This is a genomic window from Kitasatospora sp. NPDC050463 (assembly GCF_040655255.1).
GTDB lineage: Bacteria > Actinomycetota > Actinomycetes > Streptomycetales > Streptomycetaceae > Kitasatospora.
The window spans coordinates 84,241-104,924 of sequence record NZ_JBFAJO010000007.1 but is presented as its reverse complement, the minus strand read 5'-3'; the positions used below and the strand labels follow the sequence as shown (position 1 = coordinate 104,924).

Annotated in this window: 19 protein-coding genes and 2 riboswitches; of the genes, 7 read left to right on the top strand and 12 right to left on the bottom strand. The window is 70.8% G+C overall.

Annotated elements, in window-relative coordinates; translation table 11 throughout:
* Position 1: 1 nt before the first annotated feature.
* From AB0J08_RS06945 to AB0J08_RS06925, 5 genes are all read right to left on the bottom strand, one after another.
* On the bottom strand, positions 2–1,060 hold the full coding sequence (locus AB0J08_RS06945) for an NlpC/P60 family protein (protein WP_360628072.1): 1,059 nt from the start codon (positions 1,058–1,060) through the stop codon (positions 2–4).
* Between the two features lie 225 nt (positions 1,061–1,285).
* Complete coding sequence (locus AB0J08_RS06940) at positions 1,286–2,464, bottom strand: NlpC/P60 family protein (RefSeq protein ID WP_360628069.1); 1,179 nt, start codon at positions 2,462–2,464, stop codon at positions 1,286–1,288.
* 10 nt (positions 2,465–2,474) lie between these two features.
* Positions 2,475–2,630, bottom strand: a riboswitch (cyclic di-AMP (ydaO/yuaA leader).
* Positions 2,631–2,952: 322 nt separating this feature from the next.
* Positions 2,953–3,996, bottom strand: a complete 1,044-nt coding sequence (locus tag AB0J08_RS06935) for an NlpC/P60 family protein (protein ID WP_360628066.1) — start codon at positions 3,994–3,996, stop codon at positions 2,953–2,955.
* 213 nt (positions 3,997–4,209) lie between these two features.
* Positions 4,210–5,694, bottom strand: coding sequence for an NYN domain-containing protein (locus AB0J08_RS06930; protein WP_360628063.1), 1,485 nt, complete (start codon positions 5,692–5,694; stop codon positions 4,210–4,212).
* 137 nt (positions 5,695–5,831) lie between these two features.
* On the bottom strand, positions 5,832–6,092 hold the full coding sequence (locus tag AB0J08_RS06925) for a hypothetical protein (RefSeq protein ID WP_360628060.1): 261 nt from the start codon (positions 6,090–6,092) through the stop codon (positions 5,832–5,834).
* Between the two features lie 202 nt (positions 6,093–6,294).
* Between AB0J08_RS06925 and AB0J08_RS06920 the strand changes: the two genes are divergently transcribed.
* Positions 6,295–7,077, top strand: coding sequence for a rhomboid family intramembrane serine protease (locus AB0J08_RS06920; RefSeq protein ID WP_360628057.1), 783 nt, complete (start codon positions 6,295–6,297; stop codon positions 7,075–7,077).
* A 41-nt stretch (positions 7,078–7,118) separates the two neighbouring features.
* Positions 7,119–7,400, top strand: a complete 282-nt coding sequence (locus AB0J08_RS06915; RefSeq protein ID WP_329487307.1) for an Lrp/AsnC ligand binding domain-containing protein — start codon at positions 7,119–7,121, stop codon at positions 7,398–7,400.
* Between the two features lie 10 nt (positions 7,401–7,410).
* Here AB0J08_RS06915 and AB0J08_RS06910 read toward each other — a convergent pair whose 3' ends face one another.
* The 3 genes from AB0J08_RS06910 to AB0J08_RS06900 all read right to left on the bottom strand — a co-directional run bounded on the left by AB0J08_RS06910 (position 7,411) and on the right by AB0J08_RS06900 (position 10,796).
* The gene (locus AB0J08_RS06910) at positions 7,411–8,790 is read right to left on the bottom strand and encodes an aminotransferase class V-fold PLP-dependent enzyme (RefSeq protein ID WP_360628054.1); all 1,380 of its coding nucleotides are present in this window, start codon (positions 8,788–8,790) and stop codon (positions 7,411–7,413) included.
* Between the two features lie 50 nt (positions 8,791–8,840).
* Positions 8,841–8,958, bottom strand: a riboswitch (SAM riboswitch).
* A 211-nt stretch (positions 8,959–9,169) separates the two neighbouring features.
* Entirely contained in the window at positions 9,170–10,246 is a 1,077-nt protein-coding gene (gene trpD, locus AB0J08_RS06905; RefSeq protein WP_360628051.1) for an anthranilate phosphoribosyltransferase, read from the bottom strand.
* 124 nt (positions 10,247–10,370) lie between these two features.
* On the bottom strand, positions 10,371–10,796 hold the full coding sequence (locus AB0J08_RS06900; RefSeq protein WP_360628048.1) for a hypothetical protein: 426 nt from the start codon (positions 10,794–10,796) through the stop codon (positions 10,371–10,373).
* A 395-nt stretch (positions 10,797–11,191) separates the two neighbouring features.
* On the opposite strand from AB0J08_RS06900, the gene AB0J08_RS06895 reads away from it, so the two are divergent.
* From AB0J08_RS06895 to AB0J08_RS06875, 5 genes are all read left to right on the top strand, one after another.
* Positions 11,192–11,812 (top strand): heme-copper oxidase subunit III, encoded by a 621-nt coding sequence (locus tag AB0J08_RS06895; RefSeq protein ID WP_360628045.1) that lies wholly within the window; start codon positions 11,192–11,194, stop codon positions 11,810–11,812.
* A gap of 188 nt (positions 11,813–12,000) precedes the next feature.
* On the top strand, positions 12,001–12,810 hold the full coding sequence (locus AB0J08_RS06890; RefSeq protein WP_360628042.1) for a c-type cytochrome: 810 nt from the start codon (positions 12,001–12,003) through the stop codon (positions 12,808–12,810).
* Positions 12,811–12,818: 8 nt separating this feature from the next.
* On the top strand, positions 12,819–13,877 hold the full coding sequence (locus AB0J08_RS06885) for a Rieske 2Fe-2S domain-containing protein (protein ID WP_360628039.1): 1,059 nt from the start codon (positions 12,819–12,821) through the stop codon (positions 13,875–13,877).
* Positions 13,874–15,538, top strand: coding sequence for a ubiquinol-cytochrome c reductase cytochrome b subunit (locus tag AB0J08_RS06880; protein ID WP_360628036.1), 1,665 nt, complete (start codon positions 13,874–13,876; stop codon positions 15,536–15,538). The genes AB0J08_RS06885 and AB0J08_RS06880 overlap by 4 nt, the downstream gene beginning before the upstream one ends.
* Positions 15,539–15,657: 119 nt before the next feature.
* Positions 15,658–16,041: a GntR family transcriptional regulator gene (locus tag AB0J08_RS06875; RefSeq protein ID WP_360628033.1), complete on the top strand. Its 384-nt coding sequence runs from the start codon at positions 15,658–15,660 to the stop codon at positions 16,039–16,041.
* Positions 16,042–16,106: 65 nt separating this feature from the next.
* Here the strand turns inward: AB0J08_RS06875 and AB0J08_RS06870 are convergent, their stop codons facing one another.
* The 4 genes from AB0J08_RS06870 to coxB all read right to left on the bottom strand — a co-directional run bounded on the left by AB0J08_RS06870 (position 16,107) and on the right by coxB (position 20,579).
* Positions 16,107–17,369 (bottom strand): Ig-like domain-containing protein, encoded by a 1,263-nt coding sequence (locus AB0J08_RS06870; RefSeq protein ID WP_360628030.1) that lies wholly within the window; start codon positions 17,367–17,369, stop codon positions 16,107–16,109.
* Positions 17,370–17,536: 167 nt separating this feature from the next.
* On the bottom strand, positions 17,537–17,953 hold the full coding sequence (locus tag AB0J08_RS06865; RefSeq protein ID WP_360628027.1) for a cytochrome c oxidase subunit 4: 417 nt from the start codon (positions 17,951–17,953) through the stop codon (positions 17,537–17,539).
* On the bottom strand, positions 17,953–19,638 hold the full coding sequence (ctaD, locus tag AB0J08_RS06860; protein ID WP_360628271.1) for a cytochrome c oxidase subunit I: 1,686 nt from the start codon (positions 19,636–19,638) through the stop codon (positions 17,953–17,955). Before ctaD ends, AB0J08_RS06865 begins: the two co-directional genes overlap by 1 nt.
* A gap of 86 nt (positions 19,639–19,724) precedes the next feature.
* On the bottom strand, positions 19,725–20,579 hold the full coding sequence (gene coxB / locus AB0J08_RS06855; RefSeq protein WP_360628024.1) for a cytochrome c oxidase subunit II: 855 nt from the start codon (positions 20,577–20,579) through the stop codon (positions 19,725–19,727).
* Between the last annotated feature and the right edge of the window lie 105 nt (positions 20,580–20,684).

The following is a 20,684-nucleotide window of genomic DNA, read 5'->3' as shown; positions in this document are numbered from 1 at the left end:
CTCAGAGCCGGATCACCTCCGCGACGGGCATCGCGTCGACGCTCTCGTAGCGGACCTTGGCGCCCGGGTAGGGGGCGTGCACGATCACCCCGCCGCCGGCGTACATGCCGACGTGGTGCATGTCCCGGTAGAAGATCACCAGGTCTCCCGGTCGCGCGTCGGAGATGCCGACCCGCCGGCCGGCGTACGCCTGGGCCTGCGAGGTGCGCGGCAGGGTCACTCCGGCCTGCCGCCAGCTCCAGTACATCAGACCGGAACAGTCGAACGCGCGCGGCCCGGTGGATCCGTACACATAGGGCGAACCGATCATCTTCACGGCAGCAGCCAGCGCGGCGGCGCCGCGTTCGGAGGCGGGCGGGGCGGTGCCCAGGTCGAGCCGGTCGGTGCCGCGGGTGGCGCGCTGCTCGGCCTCGCGGGCGTCCTGGGCCGCCATCCGGGCCCGCTCACCGGCACCCAGGCCGTTGAGCAGCCGCTGCGCCTTGGCCAGCCGCTGCTGGATCTGCTGCTTGCTCTCGGCGAGGGCGCGGCGGGTCTGATCCAGTTCGGTGAGCTTCAGGGAGGTCTCGGCACGGCGCTGGTCGAGCCGGCGCTGACGGGCCACCACCTCGTGCAGCGTCTCGTTCTGCCGCTCGGCGGCCTGGTCCAGCGCGCGGGCCTTGGAGAGGTAGCCCTCCGGGTCGCTGGAGAGCATCAGCTGGACGGTCTGTGCCATCCCGCCGCCCCGGTACTCGGCGCCGGCCACGGTGGCGAGGTCGCCGCGCAGCTGGTTGAGCTCGTCCTGACCGAGGGCGACCTGCTGCTGGAGCGTGCCGGTCTCGTCCTGGAGGTGCTGCTGGGCGTCCAGTGCCGCGTTGTACTTCTCCGAGGCCTGCTCGGCCTCGTCGTACAGCTGCTCCACCTGCGCCTTGACGTCCTTGCGGTTCGACGGGCCGTCCGGCGCGCCCGGGGCGGCCTGGGCGGTACCACCCGTCGCCACCCCCAGCGCGGTGGTGGCCGCGGCGGTCAGCACCAGCGCGCGGGCGAGCGCGCCCGGCAGGGGGTAACGGCGGTGCACGGCCATACGACAGTGGCTCCGATCCTGCGGCCCGGCCCCGCCGCCGCACCGGAGCGGGCGGCTCTCAAGCGGGAGTCCAGTGGCAGACGTTAGCGAGTCCGGGCGAGCGAGTCCAAACCCCTCCCAACCCGAATATTTGACCCGCAATCGGACACCAGCACGATCCTGCGCAAAAGCCGCAGGCCCGGCCTCCCACGAGGGGAGACCGGGCCCGTGAAGGCGGACGCCGGATCAGACGCGCACGATGGCGTTGATCGGCAGCATGCTGGCGGTCTCGTACCGGACGTTCGCGCCGGGCTTCGGCGCGTGGATGACCTGGCCGCCGCCCACGTAGATCGCGACGTGGCTGCGGTCCGCGCGGTAGATGATCAGGTCGCCGGGCTGGGCGTTGGCGATATTGGTGCCGACGTTGGTGCCGACGGTGGCCTGCTGCTGCGAGGTACGCGGCAGCGACACGTTCGCCTGGGCGTAGGCCCAGCTGGTGAGGCCGGAGCAGTCGAACGAGTTCGGGCCCGCGGCGGCGCGGACGTACGGCGCACCCAGCTTGCTCTCGGCGGCGGCGATCGCCGCGGCGGCGCGCGAGCTGCCGGCGGCGGCCACCGGCGGTGCGGCCGGCGCCGAGGAAGCGGCCGGCGTCGACGGTGCGGTCGGCGCGGCGGCCTTGGCGGCCGAACCGGCCAGGTTGTCGCGGCTGTTGTCGCGGGAGGCCCGCTCGGCGTCCGCCTTGGCCTTGGCCTCGGCCTTGGCGGCGTCCACCTTGGCCTTCGCCTCGGCGGCGGCCTTCTCCTCGGCCGCGCGCAGCGCCTGGCGCTCCTGCTCGGTCAGCGTGTTGAGCAGCTCCTGGGCCTTGGCCAGCTTGTCCTGGACCTCGTCCTTGGAGGCCTTCAGCTGCTGGGTGGTGGCTTCGAGCTCCCCGAGCTTGGCCTGGGCCTCGTTGCGGTCCTGGTCGAGCCTGCGCTGCTGTTCCTGGAGGTCCTTCAGCGCGTTGGACTGGGTGCTGCCGGCCTGGTTGATCGCACCGGCCTGGGTGAGGAAGCTGTCCGGGCTGGACGAGAGCATCAGCTGGACAGTCGGCGATATGCCGCCGTTGCGGTACTGCTCGCCGGCGATCTCCGCGAGGCCACCCTGGGCCTCGGTCACCGAGGCCTGCTGGCGGGCCACCTTGTCCTGCAGCTCACCGACCTGCTTCTGCAGCTCCTGCTGCTTGGCCTGGGCACCGTTGAGCTTCTCGGTCGCCTGCTCGGCCTGCTCGTTGAGCTGGTCGACCTGCTCCTTGACCTGGTCCTTGGTCGGCGTCGGGTCGGCGTGGGCGCCGGACTGCGCGGAGAGGGCGACCGCGGCAGCGGCGACACCGGTCAGGATCGAGACCCGGGCGCGGCCGGCGGGCTTGGGACGACGATGGGACGCCACGAAGGCGGACTCCTTCTTCCTACGTCCGCCTACCGGGTGAGCTGACGGGTTCGGGCCGGAAGCATTGCCCTACGACGCCTCACCGACCGCTCCTGCGGTCGACCTGGCGCCGATTCACCCCGGAGGAACATGGTTCCCCGGCTCCGTTCCACAGCGCCCCCGACGACTGGGCTCCCACTCGGGCAGATGCTCTGCCCCGCTGCTTCGCGAACTCGGCGGTAAACCTCCGCCGCCACCCCTGCTGGGTGATCGACTGTGCGGTGGTTCGAGGCACGACCCTAGTAACAGAACCGTGATCCGTTCAAATCCTTGTCAGAAAAATGCCGAAAGAAGATCCAAGGTCCTGTGTGGATATGACCGGACGTGATCACCTGCCCACGCGGAGCTGATCGTTTGTCATCAAGCAGCCGCGAACGCCGACGCCACCCCCGGTCAGGGGGTGGCGTGGATCACAGGGCCGGATCCCGGCCCGTGGGCGTGTCGGTCCGTCAGACCCGGCGGATCGCGTTGATCGGCATCGCGTCGGCCTTCATCACCTTCACCACGTCACCGGTGTGCGGCGCGTGGACCACCATCCCGTTGCCGATGTACATCCCGACGTGGCTGCGGTCGGCGCGGTAGATGATGAGGTCGCCCGGCTGGGCCTCGGCGAGCGAGGGCACCCTGGAGCCGTAGTTGGCCTGCGCCTGCGAGGTGCGCGGCAGCGAGACGCCGGCCTTCGCGTACGACCAGACCATCAGACCGGAGCAGTCGAAGCCGCTCGGGCCGACCGCGCCCCACTGGTACGGCGAGCCCTGCTTGCTCATCGCGTTGGCGACGGCCGCCCCGGCCATGCCACTGCCCTGCGGCAGGCTGCTCAGGTCGGTCCGCTCGCTGCCGCGCGAGGCCCGGTCGGCCTGCTGCTGGGCGGCCTTCAGCGCGGCCCGGTCCGCCGCACTGAGCGAGTTCAGCAGGTCCTGGGCCTCCTTGAGCTTCTTGTTGACCTCGGCCTTGGACTGGTTCAGGTCCTTGGTGGTGCTGTCCAGGGAGGCCAGGATCGCGGCCGCCTCGGCCTTCTGCTGGTCCAGCCGGCGCTGCTGGTCCTGCAGACCCTTGAGCGCCTCGGTCTGGCTGGAGCTGGCCTGCTGGACGCTGGAGGCCTTGTCCAGGTAGCCGGACGGGTCGGAGGAGAGCATCAGCTGGACGGACGGGTCGATGCCGCCGGTGCGGTACTGCTCGGCCGCCACCTCGGCCAGCCCGCCCTGGAGCTGGGTCATCTGGTCCTGGCCACGGGCCACCTGGTCCTGGAGCTGGTCCGACTGCTTGCGCAGCTGGTCGGCCCGCTCCTTGGCGCCGTTGAACTTCTCGGTGGCCTGCTCGGCCTCCTCCTGCAGCTGGTCGATCTGCGCCTTCACGTCCTCCTTCTTGGGGGAGGGAGTGGGCGCGGCGTGGGCGGCGACCTGAGCGGAGAGGGCGACCGCGGTCGCCGCGGCAGCGGTGAGCACGGAGACCCGCGCGCGGCTCGGCTGCTTGGGACGGCGGTGGGTGGCCAAAAGACCGGCTCCTTCTTCCAACGGGACTCACCCGATTGGGTGAGAATCCGGAAAATAGGTTTGACGCCAGACCCTAGTGAAGATCCACGCATTCCGCCACTCCCCCGATGGCGTGAACTCCGGCCCCCCGCGATGACTTCACCGGACCCACACATCCCCGCAAACCGGGCGCTGACCAGGCGTCACTCCGACCCGGACAGCTCCCGGCCGCGGTCAGGGCCGGGCCAACCGGTTCAACAGCAGAACGGAAGCCACGGGGCGCGCGCCCGCCTTCCGCACGCCCTCCGCGACCTCCCGGTCGGCGGAGACCACCACCACCGGACGCCCCTGCGGCTCGGCCCGCACCAGCCGGCGGATCAGCTCGTCCGCCGTCTCCCCGGTCCGGCTGAACCGCACCCGGACCCCGCGCGGAGGCGCCATGATCACCGGCACGTCGAGGTCCTGCCCGTCGAACACACAGGTGACCTCCGCCTGCGTTCGCTGGGCCAGCATCGCCAGCCCGCCCAGCAGCCGGATCCGCTGCTGCTCCAGCGGCAGCGTCGGATAGCCGGTCTTCGTCACGTTGTAGCCGTCCACCACCAGGTGGACCTGCGGGATCGCCAGCAACTGGTCGAGCAGCGCCGGGTCGTCCTCGGCCAGGCCGCGCCGCGCCACGTCGTGCGGCGAGGCCGAGCCCGGCACCACCGCCTCCACCAGGTCGGCCGGACGGATCTGGGAGACCGGCAGGGCCAGCTCCCGCTGGAGCCCCTGCGCCGACTGCAGCACGGTGTCCAGCAGCAGCCGCAGCCGCATGTCCTCGACGCTGCGCCCCTCGCGGGCCGAACGGCGGCCCTGCTCGGCGGCGTTCTCCAGCTCGGAGATCCGGTGCCGCAGCCGCCGAACCTCGCTCTCGCCGGCGCCGCGCTCGGCGGCCGACTGCGCCTTCAGCGCCTCCAGCTCCCCGGCGAGCCGACGGGTCTCGGCCTGCGCCCGGCGGGTGTCGCTCTCCAGCGAACGCACCTTCTTGCGCAGCGACTCCGCCTCCTTGCGGACGTCCTCCGACTCGGTCCGCTGCCGGTCCAGGTCCGCGCGAGCGGCGGCGCGCACCTCGGCCAGCTCCGCCTGCAGCTTCTCCGCCAGCCGGGTCGCCTCCGCCGCCGCGCCCTCGGCGCCGACCCGTTCGGCCTCCTCGCCGGCCTCGGCGACCAGCCGGCTCCAGCCCGCCGGGCGCACCAGGTACGCCGCGGCGGCCACGTCCATCGGATCGGCGGCGCCCGGCACGTTGCCCGACTCCAGCGCCCTGACCAGATCCGGCTGCCCGAGCCGCAGCCGCTCCGCTATCCGCACCCGGAACGCCGGCTCGGACTCCAGCGCCGCGGCCAGTGCGGTGGCGGCGTACTTGGCACGGCGCGCCGGGGTGAACTTGGCGTACGGGCGCAGGGTCTGCGGCAGCTCCGCCAACGGCAGCCCGCCGAGCGCGTCGGCGGCAAGGCCCACCACGCGCCGGCGCACCCCCTCGGGCAGCGGCCGGTCGAGCTTCTCCGCCGCGCGGCCTGCCGCCGGCTCCTCACCGCCGGAGCCGCCCGACTCCTCGCCGGCGGCCTCCTCGGCGGGGGCGCCGGTGCCGGGTGCGGCAGCCTCGACCGCGTCCGGCGCCTGCGCGTCCACAGCGGGCTGCCGCCCCTGCGGCCCGGCGGGCTCCTTCGCTGCGTCCACCACGTCCTCGGCTCCGATCCTCGTCCAACGGGGTACGGCCGTCGGCCGTACCCCTGGTCGTCACGCTCCGTGCGCTCTGTCTGTATTGTCCCGCGCGGCGGACGGCCGTGCCGCGCACCGTCCACCGCGCGGGGCGGGCATCAAGCCTGCTCGGCGGCCTCGGCGGCCTCGGCTCCCGGACGGGCCACCAGCTCGACCTGGTCCACCGCGTTGCACCAGCGGCAGCGCACCGACTCGACGGTCTCGCTGAGCACCTCGGTCTCCTCCACCTTGGACTCGCCGGCCAGGTCGAAGTGCAGGAACTCGGTCACCCGGGCGGAACGGGTGACGTCGAAGCGGGTCAGGTTGCCGCACAGGGTGCAGCGCCAACGCGTCTCTGCGGTCAGGGCGGGGACGGTCATCGGGGGTCCTCTCGGGTGGTCCCTGGGTGGGCTCAGGCGCTCCCCCCGGGGCCCCGGCATCGGCGGCGGGAGGCGGGAATGCCCGCCCCAAGCCTATTGCCTGAGGCAACCACCCCGGCCACCGGTCACGGCGATCGCGGGGGTGGTCCACCTGCCGTACAACGCGGTGTCGCCCGCGCCGGACGGAGGGATGCTTGGTCGCATGGCGATCCCGGTCCTCGACCACACCGGGGCGCGGGGCGGCCGCCCGGCCGCACCCGTCCCGGCCGTCAGCTACGCGCTGATCGCACTCAACGTCCTGGTCTTCCTGATCGGCCCGGCGGCCGGGCTCAATCCGCTGTACGGCCAGGGCCAGGACCGGGTCTGCGCGGAGCAGCGGTACGAGCAGCGCTGGGGCGCCGTCCCCGCCGAGCTGCTGGCCGGGCGCCCGCTGAGCGCCGAGCAGCTGGCCGAGGCCCCCGATCCGGTCCCGGGCTGCCCGGCCGCCCCGACCCCGGGCAAGCACCCGGCCCTGTCGGTCCTCAGCTCGCTCTTCGTGCACGCCGGCTGGCTGCACCTGCTGGGCAACCTGCTCTTCCTCCAGGTCTTCGGCCCCACCATCGAGGAACGCTTCGGCCGGACCCGCTTCGCCCTCTTCTACCTGGCGGCCGGCTCGCTGGCCACCTACGGCTTCGCGCTGGCCGAGGCGCACTCGGCGAACTCGACGCGGGTGCTGATCGGCGCGTCGGGGGCGATCGCCGCCGTCCTCGGCGCCTACCTGCGGCTGCACCCGCGCGCCCGGGTGACCACGCTCGTCCCGCTGCTGCTCTTCCTGCCGCTGCGGTTCCCGGCCTGGCTGGTGCTCGGCCTCTGGTTCGCGCTGCAGTGGTGGTCGGTGCACTCGGCCGGGCCCGGCGTCGCCTACCTGTGCCATGTGATCGGCTTCTCGGCGGGCTTCCTGTACGCCTGCACATCGGCCACCCGCCCCTCGCGACGGCCCGGCTGACGCCCGATACCCTGGCGACACCTCACAAAGGAGCCCGAACAGTGATCACCGCCATCGTCCTGATCAAGACCAGCGTCGACCGCATCCCGGAGATCGCCGAGGCGATCGCGGCCATCGAGGGCGTCAGCGAGGTCTACTCGGTCACCGGCGGCTACGACCTGGTGGCGATGGTGCGGGTACGCCGGCACGACGACCTGGCCGAGGTGATCCCCGGCCGGCTGAACAAGGTCCCGGGCGTGGCCCACACCGAGACCCAGATCGCCTTCCGCACTTACTCCCAGCACGACCTGGAGACCGCCTTCGCACTGGGCCTGGGCGAGTGACCCCTCCCCCTCAGCTCTCGCGCCGACTCCTGTCGATCTGCACGGTGGCGACGCAACGGCCGCCCTCGTTGCGGTAGTTCCAGGCCGCGCCGTCCGTGACCAGCTCGCGGACGGCGGTCAGGAACCGGTCGATATGCTCGTCCGGGGTGCCCGCACCGAAGCTGACCCGGATCGCGTTGAGGCTGCGCTCCCCGGGCAGCGACGCCTCCGGCGCGCCGCACTCGGACGGCGCCACGTCCTCGTCGCCGAGCAGGGTGCGCACCAGCGGGTGCGCGCAGAACAGACCGTCGCGCACCCCGATGCCGTACTCGGCGGAGAGCGCGGCCGAGAAGTGCGAGCTGTTCCAGCCCTGGACGACGAAGGAGAGCACGCCCACCCGGGCCGAGTCGGCGCCGAACAGGTTCAGCACCCGCACCTGCGGGACCTCCGCCAGACCGGCCTTCAGCCGGGCGACCAGCTGCTGCTCACGGGCCTCCAGCGCGTCGAAGCCGGCCTCGGTCAGCGCCCGGCAGGCCGAGGCGATGGAGTAGGCGCCGATCACGTTCGGCGAACCGGCCTCGTGCCGGGCCGGACCGGTGTGCCACTGTACGGCCACCGAGCCGTCGGCCTCCCGGGCCACCGTGCGGGTGGCACCGCCGCCGGCCAGGTACGGCTCGGCCTCGTCCAGCCAGTCCGCCCGGCCGGCCAGCACCCCGGCGCCGAACGGCGCGTAGATCTTGTGCCCCGAGAAGGCGATCCAGTCCACGCCCAGCTCGCGCACCGAGACCCGGTGGTGCGGGGCGAGCTGCGCGGCGTCCAGCACCACCCGGGCCCCGTGCCGGTGGGCGGTCTCGGTCAGCTCGGCGACCGGCCAGAGCTCACCGGTGACGTTGGAGGCGCCGGTGACGCAGAGCAGCTTGGGGCCCTCAGGGGCCTCGGCCAGCGCGGCGTCCAGGGCGGCGACCGCCTCGGCGCGCGAGCGCGGGGCGCGCAGGTAGGTGACGCTCAGCCCGGCGTGGCGCCAGGGCAGCAGCGAGGCGTGGTGCTCGGTCTCGAAGGCGAAGACCCGGGTACCGGCCGGAACGGCGCCGGCCAGCAGGTTCAGCGAGTCGGTGGTGGCCCGGGTGAAGACCACCTGGTCGCCCTCCCTCAGGTCGAGGAAGTCCGCGACGGTGCGGCGGCTCTGCTCGAAGAGGTCGGTGGAGAGCTGGGAGAGGTACCCGGCGCCCCGGTGCACGCTGCCGTAGTAGGGGGCGTAGGCGGCGACGTCGTCCCAGACCCGCTTCAGCGCCGGGGAGCTGGCGGCGTAGTCGAGCGCGGCGTAGGTGACCTTCTCACCGTTGACCAGCGGGACCTCGACATCGTGGCCGAGGACGGGGAGCGGGGCGCAGATCTCGGTGGCGACGGACATAGGGGTGCACTCCTTCGACGGGTAAGGACCCCGGGAGTACGTGTCACCGGCGTCCGCGCTTGTCGCGCGGACGGATTGCCGCGAGACCCGGTCCTCACCCAGGGCACCCCGCCACGGACGGAGGGTTGCCGGACAGCAAGCTGGGGCTTGACGCTGTCACTCATGACCTGGCGAAGACTCTAGGTCGCGCCCGCCGGGTGGTCAAACAGGGGTCCACCATCCGGACCGGTCCGTCGCCCGCTCCGTTCGGGCCGGACTCTGGACGGGCGGGACGGGCTCGGGTCCCTCCGGCCTCGGGCGGTGATGCGCTGGCGTTCTGCGACCCGGGGGCGCACGGAGGCCCGCGGAGAGAGTGTCCCCGCGGGCCTCAACTGCCGCTTCACGCCTTGGTGGTGGCCTCCGACCAGCGTCGCAGCAGGTCCTGGGCGGCGCCCGAGTCGATGGCCGCCGCGGCGCGCTCCATCCCGGCCGCCAGCTGCTCGGCGAGCGGTGCGTCGGTGAGGTCCAGCGCCACCAGTGCCGTCGCCGTGTTCATCAGGACGGCGTCCCGTACCGGCCCGCGCTCCCCGGCCAGCAGCCGGCGCGCGACGTCCGCGTTGAAGGCCGGGTCCCCACCGCGCAGCGCCTCGATGCCGGTCAGCTCGATGCCGACCTCGCGGGGGTCGAACGAGGTCTCGGTGACCTCGCCGTCGCGCACGATCCAGACCCGCGAGGTGGTGGTGATGGTCAGCTCGTCCAGGCCGTCGTCACCGCGGAAGACCAGCGCGGTCGATCCGCGCCGGGCCAGCACCCCGGCGATCAGGGACGCCAGCCGGGTGTCGAAGCAGCCGATCGCGTGCGCGGTCACCTTGGCCGGGTTGGTCAGCGGGCCGAGGGTGTTGAACGCGGTGGGTACCCCGAGGCCGCTGCGGGCCGGGGCGGTGTGCCGCATCGCGGGGTGGAACCTGGCCGCGAAGCAGAAGGTCAGGCCGACCTCCTCGGCGACCTCGGCGACCCGTCGGGCCGAGAGGTCCAGATTGACGCCGAGCTTCTCCAGCACGTCCGAGGAGCCGCTCGCCGAGGAGGCGGCCCGGTTGCCGTGCTTGACCACCTTGGCGCCGGCCGCGGCCGCGACGATCGCCGACATGGTCGAGATGTTGACGGTCCTCGCCCGGTCGCCGCCGGTGCCCACGATGTCCACCGCCGGGCCGGGGATGGAGAGCGGTTCGGCGTGCGCGTACATCGAGTCCACCAGGCCGACGATCTCGTCGACCGTCTCGCCCTTGGCCCGCAGGGCGACCATGAAGCCCGCCATCTGTACCGCGGACGCCTCGCCGCTCATGATCCGGTCCATCGCCCAGGCGGTGTCCGCCCGGCTCAGGTCCTCGCCCCGCAGCAGCGCCGAGAGGATGTCCGGCCAGGTGCGGACCACCTGCACGGGGTCCTTGCCGCCGTTCGCAGGGTTCACGTTCACCATGGCTGACTCCAGCTCTTGTCGGTTCCCCGAGGGGATCTCCGTAAGGATGGAGTCAGCCTATCGAGCGGCGGGACGCCACCGCCCCGCCGCGGCCTTCACTTCTCTCGTACTGAGACGCGCCCCGCTACCGGGCGGCCGGCGCCCGCTTGGCCAGCCGGGCCCGGAGCAGGGTGGCGGCCGCCTCGGCCAGCGCCACCGGGTCGACCGGGCGGGAGATGGCGGCATCGGCCCGGCTCCAGGCGGCCAGCCAGGAGTCCTGCGGCCGGCCGATCAGCACCAGCAGCGGCGGGCAGCCGTAGATCTCGTCCTTCAACTGCCGGGCGAGCCCCAGGCCACCGGCCGGCACCGCCTCGCCGTCCAGCACGCAGAGGTCCACGCCCCCCTTCTCCAGTGCCTTCAGCACCGCGGGGGTGGTCGCGCACTCCAGGTGGGTCAGCTCCGGCAGATCCTCGGCGGGCCGGCGGCCGAGGGCCGTCAGCACCTGCTCGCGGGTGTTGCGGTCGTGGCTGTAGACGAGAACGGTCAGCGTCTCGTCGGTGGTGTCCGCCATGGGCCCTGCTCCCTCAAGTGTGATCCGGACCACGTTCGCCTCAACCCGGATGCTACTCCCGATCACCGCCCGCCGAGCCACTCCCGCGCGATCCTTCTCAAGCCGCCGCGCCCATGACTCACCCGCTCGGAGGACAGCCCGTCACCCCCGGCGGCGCGGTCCACCCGTACGGCCGACGCGACGGCCGGCCCCTTACTCCCGGCCGTCCCCGAAGGGGTGGAGCGACACGCCGGGCATCAGGGTCGAAGACGCCTTCGAGGAACCGTCAGAAATGGGACACGCCGCTGCTCAGCCGCCGTCCGGACCCCTGGGCGGCCGTCACCGGGGCATACCGCACGCACCGGACACTCCGAGGGAGACCCCCCGGCGTGAAGACGGAATAAGGGACCGACATAATGTCCGTCGTGGCGACAGCAACAGCAGTAGAAACCGGGCACGCGCACGGATCGGTCAACCGGCCGAACATGGTCAGCGTCGGAACGATCGTCTGGCTCAGTTCCGAGTTGATGTTCTTCGCGGCCCTCTTCGCGATGTACTTCACGCTCCGCTCCGTCAAGGGAGCCGAGTTCTGGAGCGAGAAGGCGCACGCCCTCAACGTGCCCTTCTCCTCGGTCAACACCACGATCCTGGTGCTCTCCTCACTCACCTGTCAGCTCGGCGTGTTCGCTGCCGAGCGCGGGGACGTGAAGAAGCTCCGCTCGTGGTTCGTCATCACCTTCGTGATGGGCGCGATCTTCATCGGCGGCCAGATCTTCGAGTACACCGAGCTGGTCAAGACGGACGGCCTCTCGCTGTCCTCCGACCCGTACGGCACGGTGTTCTACCTGACCACCGGCTTCCACGGTATGCACGTGACGGGTGGTCTGATCGCCTTCCTGCTGGTCCTCGGACGGACGTACGCAGCCAAGCGCTTCACGCACGAGCAGGCCACCGCCGCCATCGTGGTGTCGTACTACTGGCACTTCGTCGACGTCGTGTGGATCGGCCTGTTCGCGACCATCTACCTGATCAAGTAACCAGCTGATCAGGTCGCTGGCCACCGGCTCCGGGTCCCGCCCTCACCGGCGACGGCCCGATTTGCCGGTGCCTACGCTCCCAACCGACCGACCGCGCGCGCAGCCCTTAGACAGGCCGCCTCGTGCCGGCCAGACCGGCCGCCGGGTGCACCCACCAGTCGACCAGATCCTGACACCGGGGTTATTCCGTGAAAAAGCTCTCCGCACGACGGCGCCACCCATTGGCGGCGCTGGTCGTCCTACTTCTCGCCCTGGCGGCAACCGGGGGGCTGTACGCCGCGTTCGCGCCCGCCGACAAGGCGCAGGCCGACGTCGCCGCGCAGTCGCTCGCGATCGATGAGGGCAAGAAGCTCTTCGCCGTGGGCTGCTCCTCCTGCCACGGCCTGAACGGCCAGGGCAGCAGCGACGGTCCCAGCCTGGTCGGCGTCGGCTCCGCCGCGGTCGACTTCCAGGTCGGCACCGGCCGCATGCCGGCCCAGCAGCCGGGCGCCCAGGTGCCGAGCAAGAAGAACATCTACTCGCAGGCGGAGATCGACCAGCTCGCCGCCTTCGTGGCTTCGCTCGGCCCCGGCCCGGTGATCCCGACCGAGGAGCAGTACACCTCGACCAACCCGGAGGACCTCTCCAAGGGTGGCGAGCTGTTCCGCACCAACTGCGCCCAGTGCCACAACTTCGCCGGTCAGGGCGGTGCCCTGACCAAGGGCAAGTACGCCCCGTCGCTGGAGGGTGTGGACGCCAAGCACATCTACGAGGCCATGCAGACCGGCCCGCAGAACATGCCGTCGTTCCCGGACACCACCATGCCCGAGGAGCAGAAGAAGCAGATCGTGGCCTTCGTCCGCCACACCACCAACGATGAGCCCAACCCCGGCGGTCTCACGCTCGGCAGCCTCGGTCCGGTGACCGAGGGTCTGTTCGGCTGGATCTTCGGTCTCGGCACGCTCATCGCGGTCGCGATCTGGGTCGCCGCCCACACCACCAAGGCCAAGAAGTCATGAGCCACGACATGTCAGAAGAGAAGCTCCCGGAGTCGCACGGCTCCGCCGGGCACCACGAGGTGGCCGCCCACGGCGATCCGTTCGCCGACCCGGGCCTGCCGGCCCACGAACCGCGTCGCACCGACATCGACGAGCGGGCCGCCAAGCGGGCCGAGCGTCAGGTCTCGCTGATGTTCGTGGTCTCGATGCTCGCCACCGTGGGCTTCATCGCCTCCTACGTGGCCATCGACCCGGACAAGATCGTCTTCATCTGGCCGCTGGGCCACATCAGCGCGCTGAACTTCGCGCTGGGGATGACGCTCGGCGTCGCGCTGTTCTGCATCGGCGCGGGCGCGGTCCACTGGGCCCGCACGCTGATGTCGGACCACGAGATCCCGGCCGAGCGCCACCCGATCGAGGCCGACGACGAGGTCCGCGCGGACGTCATCGAGCAGTTCAGGACCGGCGCCGCCGAGTCCGGCTTCGGCCGCCGCAAGATGATCCGCAACACCCTCATCGGTTCGATGGCGCTGGTGCCGCTCTCCGGCGTGGTGCTGCTGCGCGACCTGGGGCCGCTGCCCGAGGACAAGCTGGAGCACACCGGCTGGCGCGAGGCCACCGATGCCAAGCCGCTGCAGCTCATCAACATGAACACCAACCTGCCGATGAAGGCCGAGGACCTCATCGTCGGCTCGCTGACCTTCGCCATGCCGGAGGGTCTGAGCACGCACGACGAGGACTTCCAGCAGCAGATCGCCAAGGACGCCCTGATGCTGGTGCGCATCGCACCGGAGGACATCAAGGACAGCGAGTCCCGGGAGAAGGGCTTCGAGGGCATCCTCGCCTACTCCAAGATCTGCACCCACGTCGGCTGCCCGATCAGCCTGTACGAGCAGCAGACCCACCACGCGCTCTGCCCCTGCCACCAGTCGACCTTCGACCTGGCGGACGGCGCGCGCGTCATCTTCGGCCCGGCCGGCCACCCGCTGCCGCAGCTGAAGATCACCACTGATGAGAAGGGCTTCCTGATCGCCACCGGCGACTTCGACGAGCCCGTCGGCCCGAGCTACTGGGAGCGTGCTCGATGAGTAGCGCGAGCAGCACCACCTCCGGTGCCGCCAAGCCCGCCGGCAGCACGCGTGCCAAGCCCGCCAACAAGTGGGAGCAGGCTGCTGACTGGACGGACGGCCGGCTGGGGATCTACTCCCTCGCCAAGGCCAACCTGCGGAAGATCTTCCCGGACCACTGGTCCTTCATGCTGGGCGAGATCTGCCTGTACACCTTCGTCATCATCATCCTGACGGGTGTCTACCTGACGCTGTTCTTCAAGCCCAGCATGGGCGAGGTCATCTACGACGGCTCGTACGTCCCGCTCAAGGGCATCCCGATGTCCGAGGCGTACGCGTCGACGGTGGACATCAGCTTCGAGGTCCGCGGCGGTCTGCTGGTCCGCCAGATCCACCACTGGGCCGCGCTGGTCTTCGTGGCCGCGATGCTCGTGCACATGCTGCGCGTGTTCTTCACCGGCGCGTTCCGCAAGCCGCGTGAGATCAACTGGGTCTTCGGCTTCCTGCTGCTGGTCCTGGGCATGTTCGACGGCTTCTTCGGCTACTCGCTGCCCGACGACCTGCTCTCCGGTACCGGCATCCGGTTCATGGAGGGCGCCGTCCTGGCGACCCCGCTGATCGGCACCTACATCCAGATGTTCCTGTTCGGGGGCGAGTTCCCCGGCCACGACATCGTGCCGCGGTTCTTCACCATCCACGTCCTGCTGATCCCGGGCATCATGCTCGGCCTGCTGGTCGCGCACCTGATCCTGGTCTTCTACCACAAGCACACCCAGTGGGCGGGCCCGGGCAAGACCGAGAAGAACGTCGTCGGCATGCCGCTGATGCCGGTCTACATGGCCAAGGCCGGTGGCTTCTTCTTCCTCGTCTTCGGTCTGATCGCGGTCATCTCCGCGGTCGCCTCGATCAACCCGATCTGGGCGTACGGCCCGTACCGCCCCGACCAGGTGTCCACGGACGCCCAGCCGGACTGGTACATGGGCTTCTCCGAGGGCCTGATCCGCATCATGCCGGGCTGGGAGATCGGCCTCTGGGGCCACACCCTGAACCTGGGTGTGTTCATCCCGCTGATGGTGGTCTTCCCGCTGGTCCTGGTCTCCATCGCGGCCTACCCGTTCATCGAGGGCTGGGTCACCGGCGACAAGCGCGAGCACCACATCCTGGACCGCCCGCGCAACGCCCCGGTCCGTACCGCGCTGGGTGCCGCCTGGATCAGCCTGTACCTGGTGCTGCTGGTGGCCGGTGGCAACGACCTGTTCGCCACCCACCTGCACCTGTCGCTCAACGACGTCACGTACTTCGTCCGGGTCGGCTTCTTCGTGATTCCGGTCCTCACCTTCATCATCACCAAGCGCTGGTGCCTCGGCCTCCAGCGCCGGGACAAGGAGAAGGTGCTGCACGGCCGCGAGACGGGCGTCATCAAGCGCCTGCCGCACGGCGAGTTCATCGAGGTGCACGCGCAGCTGCCGCAGGGCGAGCTGCACAAGCTCACCGCGCACGAGCAGCAGCAGCCGTTCGAGCTGCCGGCCCAGACGGACGAGAACGGCGTGGCCCGCAAGGCCGGCATCCTCACCCGTACCCGGGCCAAGGTCTCCCGCGGTTACTTCGGCGAGGGCAGCCAGATCCCCAAGCCCACCGCCGAGGAGCACCACGAGATCACCAGCGGCCACGGCCACCACTGATCCCGTACACACTCCCGCGTCACCCCCGAGGGCCGCTGACCAGAGTTCTTCCTGGTCGGCGGCCCTCGGGCTTTCGCCGTCCGCACGTCCCACCGCGCGTCCCACCGTCAGGAGCCCCCGTGGAGCTGTCCGTCGACCCCGCCGCCGCCACTCCCCCGTACGAGCAGATCCGGGAGCAGATCGCCGAGCAGGCCCGCACCGGCGAACTGCCGACCGGGCTGCGGCTGCCCACCGTCCGGGCCCTGGCCGAGCGGCTCGGACTGGCCGCCGGGACGGTGGCCCGGGCCTACCGCGAGCTGGAGGCGGACGGGGTGGTGGAGACGCACGGGCGGCGCGGCACCCTGATCGCCGCGACCGGTGACACCGCGCACCGGCTGGCCGCGGCCGCGGCCACCGAGTACGCCGAGCGGGTCCGGCGGCTCGGGGTGCCGGCGGCGGACGCCCTGGCGGCCGTGGCGACCGCGCTGCGGCTGGCCGACCGGGGACCCGACCAGGAGGGCTGAGCGGGCCCCGGCGGGGCGGGAGGGACGGCCGGGGCCCGGAGGGCCCCGGGGGCCGGGAGGGGGTGTCAGATCTCCGGGCGGATCATCCCGGTGGCGGGGGCCCGGGAGGCCGGCGGCGTGGTGCTGAGGGGCTGTCCGAGGGCGCTGTGCTTGACCCAGTCGGTCCAGGAGATGTTCCAGTCCCCGAAGCCGTTGCCGAACGGCTCCATGCTCGGACCCTGGCTGTTGACCACCGTGACCAGGTCGCCGACCCGGGTGTTCTGGTAGAACCACTTCGCGTTCTCGGTACTCATGCCGGTACAGCCGTGGCTGACGTTCGCCACGCCCTGCGAGCCCACCGACCAGGGGGCGGCGTGCACGTACTCACCGCTCCAGGTCACCCGGGTGGCCCATTCGACGTTCAGGTCGTAGGCCTCCGAGCTGCCGGCGGCTATGCCGATCGTCTCGCCGCTCATCCGCACCTGGCGCTCCTGACCGAGCACCACCTTGACGCCGTTGCGGGTGTCGAAGCCGGGCTTGCCGGTGGTCACGGGTATGGTCCGGACGACCTCGCCACCGCGGGTCAGAGTCAGCTCGTGGGCGGCGGCGTCCACCACCGACTCCACCCGCTCACCGATCCGCAGCGAGAGCGCGGAGCGGTCGCCCCCGTAGAGGCCGTCCGCGATCCGGCTGCCGGTGCCGTCGAAGACGAGGCTGACGGTGGTGCCGGTCGGCCAGTACTCCGCCGGCCGGAAGTGCAGGTTCTTGTCGTCCACCCAGTACCAGGCGCCGGTGACGGCGGGCTGCGAGGTGACGCCGAGGGCGCGCTCGACCTCCTGGCGGGCCTGCGGGTCCTTCACCGCCTCGGAGAGCTGGACGGTGAGCGGCTGGCCGACCCCGTAGAGGCCGGTGCCGGAGGAGTCCGGGCCGAGCTTGGCGGTGAGCAGCCGCTGTCCGGCCAGCGTGCTGAACCCGGCCGTGGTGTCGCCGCGGCCGCCCTTGCCGTCGTCGGCGGCGATCCGGACGGTGTAGGCGGTGGCCGCCTTCAGTCGCCCGGTGGTCTGCCAGCTGAGCTGGTCCGCCGAGAGCTGCCCGGCCACCACCCGGCCGTCCGGGCCGACCACCGTGACGTCGGTGAGCCGGCTGCCCGGGACGGCGGTCACCGTGACGGGCTGGGACGGATCCACCGTTCCCTCGGCCGACACGTGGACCAGTGGGGCCACGTTCACCCGGTGGACGCCGCCCGAGGCGTCGTCCTCACCACCGGACGAGCAGGCGGCCAGCGGAGCCAGCACTGCGAGAGCCAGCGAAATGGTGCCGATACCTGCGATACCGCGCCTGTCGGCCATGACCGCCTCCGAGGGGTCGCACGATTGATCAGATCGTAGGAACGGAGAGCGGAGGAGCGACATCCGGGCGACCCCCCGTTGGACCATGAGGGTGAGGCCGTCACTCCGGGGACGCAAAAGGGCCGGACATCCCGTGCGGAATGTCCGGCCCTGTGCGAGGGGGAGGCCTACTGGTTCTGGTTCTCGCCCCGGTAGAACTCGAAGACCCAGCCGAACAGGCCGATCACGATGATCGGGATCGACCAGTAGAGCAGCCACCAACCGAAGATCACGCCCATGAAGGCGAGCGCACCACCGATCGCCAGCGAGAGCGGCTGCCAGCTGTGCGGGGCGAAGAAGCCCTGCTCGCCGGAGTCGTCCGCGACCTCGGCCTCGGGGTTGTCACCCGCGCCACTGTCCACCCGGCGGGCGGTGAAGGCGAGGTAGTACCCGATGAAGGCGCAGAGGGCGAAGGCGAGGAACAGCGCGGTGGTACCGGCGGCCTCCACCCCGAGGTCGGAGTGGTTGGTCCAGACGCCGTAGGTGATCGCCATCGCGAGCGTGAAGACCGCGAGGCCCAGGAAGATCTTGCCCTGTTCCTTCATCAGGCGTCGCCCTCCTTCTTGCCCTTGCCCAGCTGCGGGGCGTCGTACTTGGCCGGGGTCACACCGGCGAGGTGCTTGGCCGGCTCACCGTGGTTCTCCAGGTAGTCCAGCGCCGCGATCTCCGGGTGGTGGAGGTCGAAGGCCGGGGATTCGGAGCGGATCCGGGGCAGCGTGAGGAAGTTGTGCCGCGGCGGCGGGCAGGAGGTCGCCCACTCCAGCGAGCGGCCGTAGCCCCACGGGTCGTCCACCTCGACCTTCTCGCCGTACTTGGCCGTCTTCCAGACGTTGTAGAGGAACGGCAGGATCGACAGGCCGAGCAGGAACGAGCCGATGGTCGAGACGGTGTTCAGCGTGGTGAAGCCGTCGGCGGCCAGGTAGTCGGCGTAGCGGCGGGGCATGCCCTCCGCACCGAGCCAGTGCTGCACCAGGAAGGTGGTGTGGAAGCCGATGAAGAGCGTCCAGAAGGTCATCTTGCCGAGGCGCTCGTCCAGCATCTTGCCGGTCATCTTCGGCCACCAGAAGTGGAAGCCGGCGAACATCGCGAAGACGACCGTGCCGAAGACCACGTAGTGGAAGTGGGCGACGACGAAGTACGAGTCCGAGACGTGGAAGTCGATCGGCGGGGAGGCGAGCAGAACGCCCGTCAGACCACCGAAGAGGAAGGTGACCAGGAAGCCGACCGTCCAGAGCATCGGGGTCTCGAAGCTCAGCGAGCCCTTCCACATGGTGCCGACCCAGTTGAAGAACTTCACACCGGTCGGGACCGCGATCAGGAAGGTCATGAAGGAGAAGAACGGCAGCAGCACCTGGCCGGTGACGTACATGTGGTGGGCCCACACCGTCACGGACAGACCGGCGATCGCGATGGTGGCCGCGATCAGGCCGGAGTAGCCGAACATCGGCTTGCGGCTGAAGACCGGGATGATCTCCGACACGATGCCGAAGAACGGCAGCGCGATGATGTACACCTCGGGGTGGCCGAAGAACCAGAAGAGGTGCTGCCAGAGCAACGCCCCGCCGTTGGCCGGATCGAAGACGTGTGCCCCGAATTTACGGTCCGCCTCCAGGGCGAACAGCGCGGCGGCCAGGACCGGGAAGGCCAGCAGGACCAGCACGGCGGTCAGCAGGACGTTCCAGACGAAGATCGACATCCGGAACATCGTCATGCCGGGCGCGCGCATGCAGATGATGGTGGTGATGAAGTTGACCGCACCGAGGATGGTGCCGAAGCCGGAGAAGGCCAGGCCCATGATCCACATGTCGGCGCCGATGCCCGGCGAGCGGACGGCGTCCGACAGCGGGGAGTAGGCGAACCAGCCGAAGTCGGCCGCACCCTGCGGGGTGACGAAGCCGGCCACCGCGATGGTCGAGCCGAACAGGTACAGCCAGTACGCGAACATGTTCAGACGCGGGAACGCCACGTCCGGGGCGCCGATCTGGAGCGGCATGATCCAGTTCGCGAAGCCGGCGAAGAGCGGCGTCGCGAACATCAGGAGCATGATCGTGCCGTGCATCGTGAACGCCTGGTTGAACTGCTCGTTCGACAGGATCTGGGTCCCGGGACGAGCCAGCTCGGCACGCATGACCAGGGCGAGGATGCCACCGATCAGGAAGAAGGCGAACGACGTGCCCAGGTAGAGCGTGCCGATCGTCTTGTGGTCAGTGGTGGTCAGCCACTTGATGATGGTCGAACCCGGCTTCCGGGTCCGCTGCGCCCCGACCGTGACGGCCCCGGCGCCCCCGCCGGCCGCGGCGGGCTCGTTGAGGATGGTCACTTCTCTTCACTTCCCATGGTCGTGATGCCGGACGGCACCGCGCCGGTCTGGCCCTTGGCCCGGAGGTCCGCCAGGTGCTTGTCGTACTCGGCGCGGTCGACGACCTTCACGTTGAAGAGCATGCGCGAGTGGTCGGCGCCGCAGAGCTCGGCGCACTTGCCCATGTACTCGCCCTTGACGTTCGGGGTGACCTCGAACTGGTTCACCACGCCCGGCACGACATCCATCTTCATCAGGAAGTTGACGGGCCAGAAGTCGTGGATGACGTCACGCGAGGTGAGGACGAACTTGACCGACTCGTTGACCGGCAGGTACAGGGTCGGCACCTCCTTGGGGGTGCCCACGTCGTACGCGGCGTCCTTGTTGGCCGGGTCGGGGTGCTCGGTGTTCTCGTAGTTGAACGCCCAGCTCCACTGGAAGCCGACCACGTTGACCGTGTGCTGCGGCTTCTCGGAGACGGAGATCAGCCTCGACTCGTCGCGGGCGACGAAGTAGAAGAGCACCGACACGATGATGATGGGGACCGCGGTGTAGAGCGCCTCGATGGGCACGTTGTACCGGGTCTGCGGAGGGATCTGCACGCCGGTGCGGCTGCGCCGGTGGAAGATCACGCTCCAGATGATCAGACCCCACATCAGTACGCCGACCACCAGCGCCGCGATCCAGGACCCCTGCCACATGTGGAGGACCAGCGGCCCTTCCTCGGTGACGGGGCTCGGGAGGCCAAGCCTGGGGAGGTCGTTGGCCGAGCAGCCGGTGGCGGTCGCGATGACGAGGCCCAGTGCCAGCGCCTGAGGCAGCTTCCGCCGCATCGTGCGCCGCGGCGAGCGGTCGGAGCCGTTGGGACTCACGTAGCGCCTTCCCGAAGTCTCGCCCGCCTTCGCGTCGCCCCGCGGAGGATTGTGAGCCTCCCCGGCGACCCGTCCACGGGCACGGTTTGAATGCTTATGCGGGCC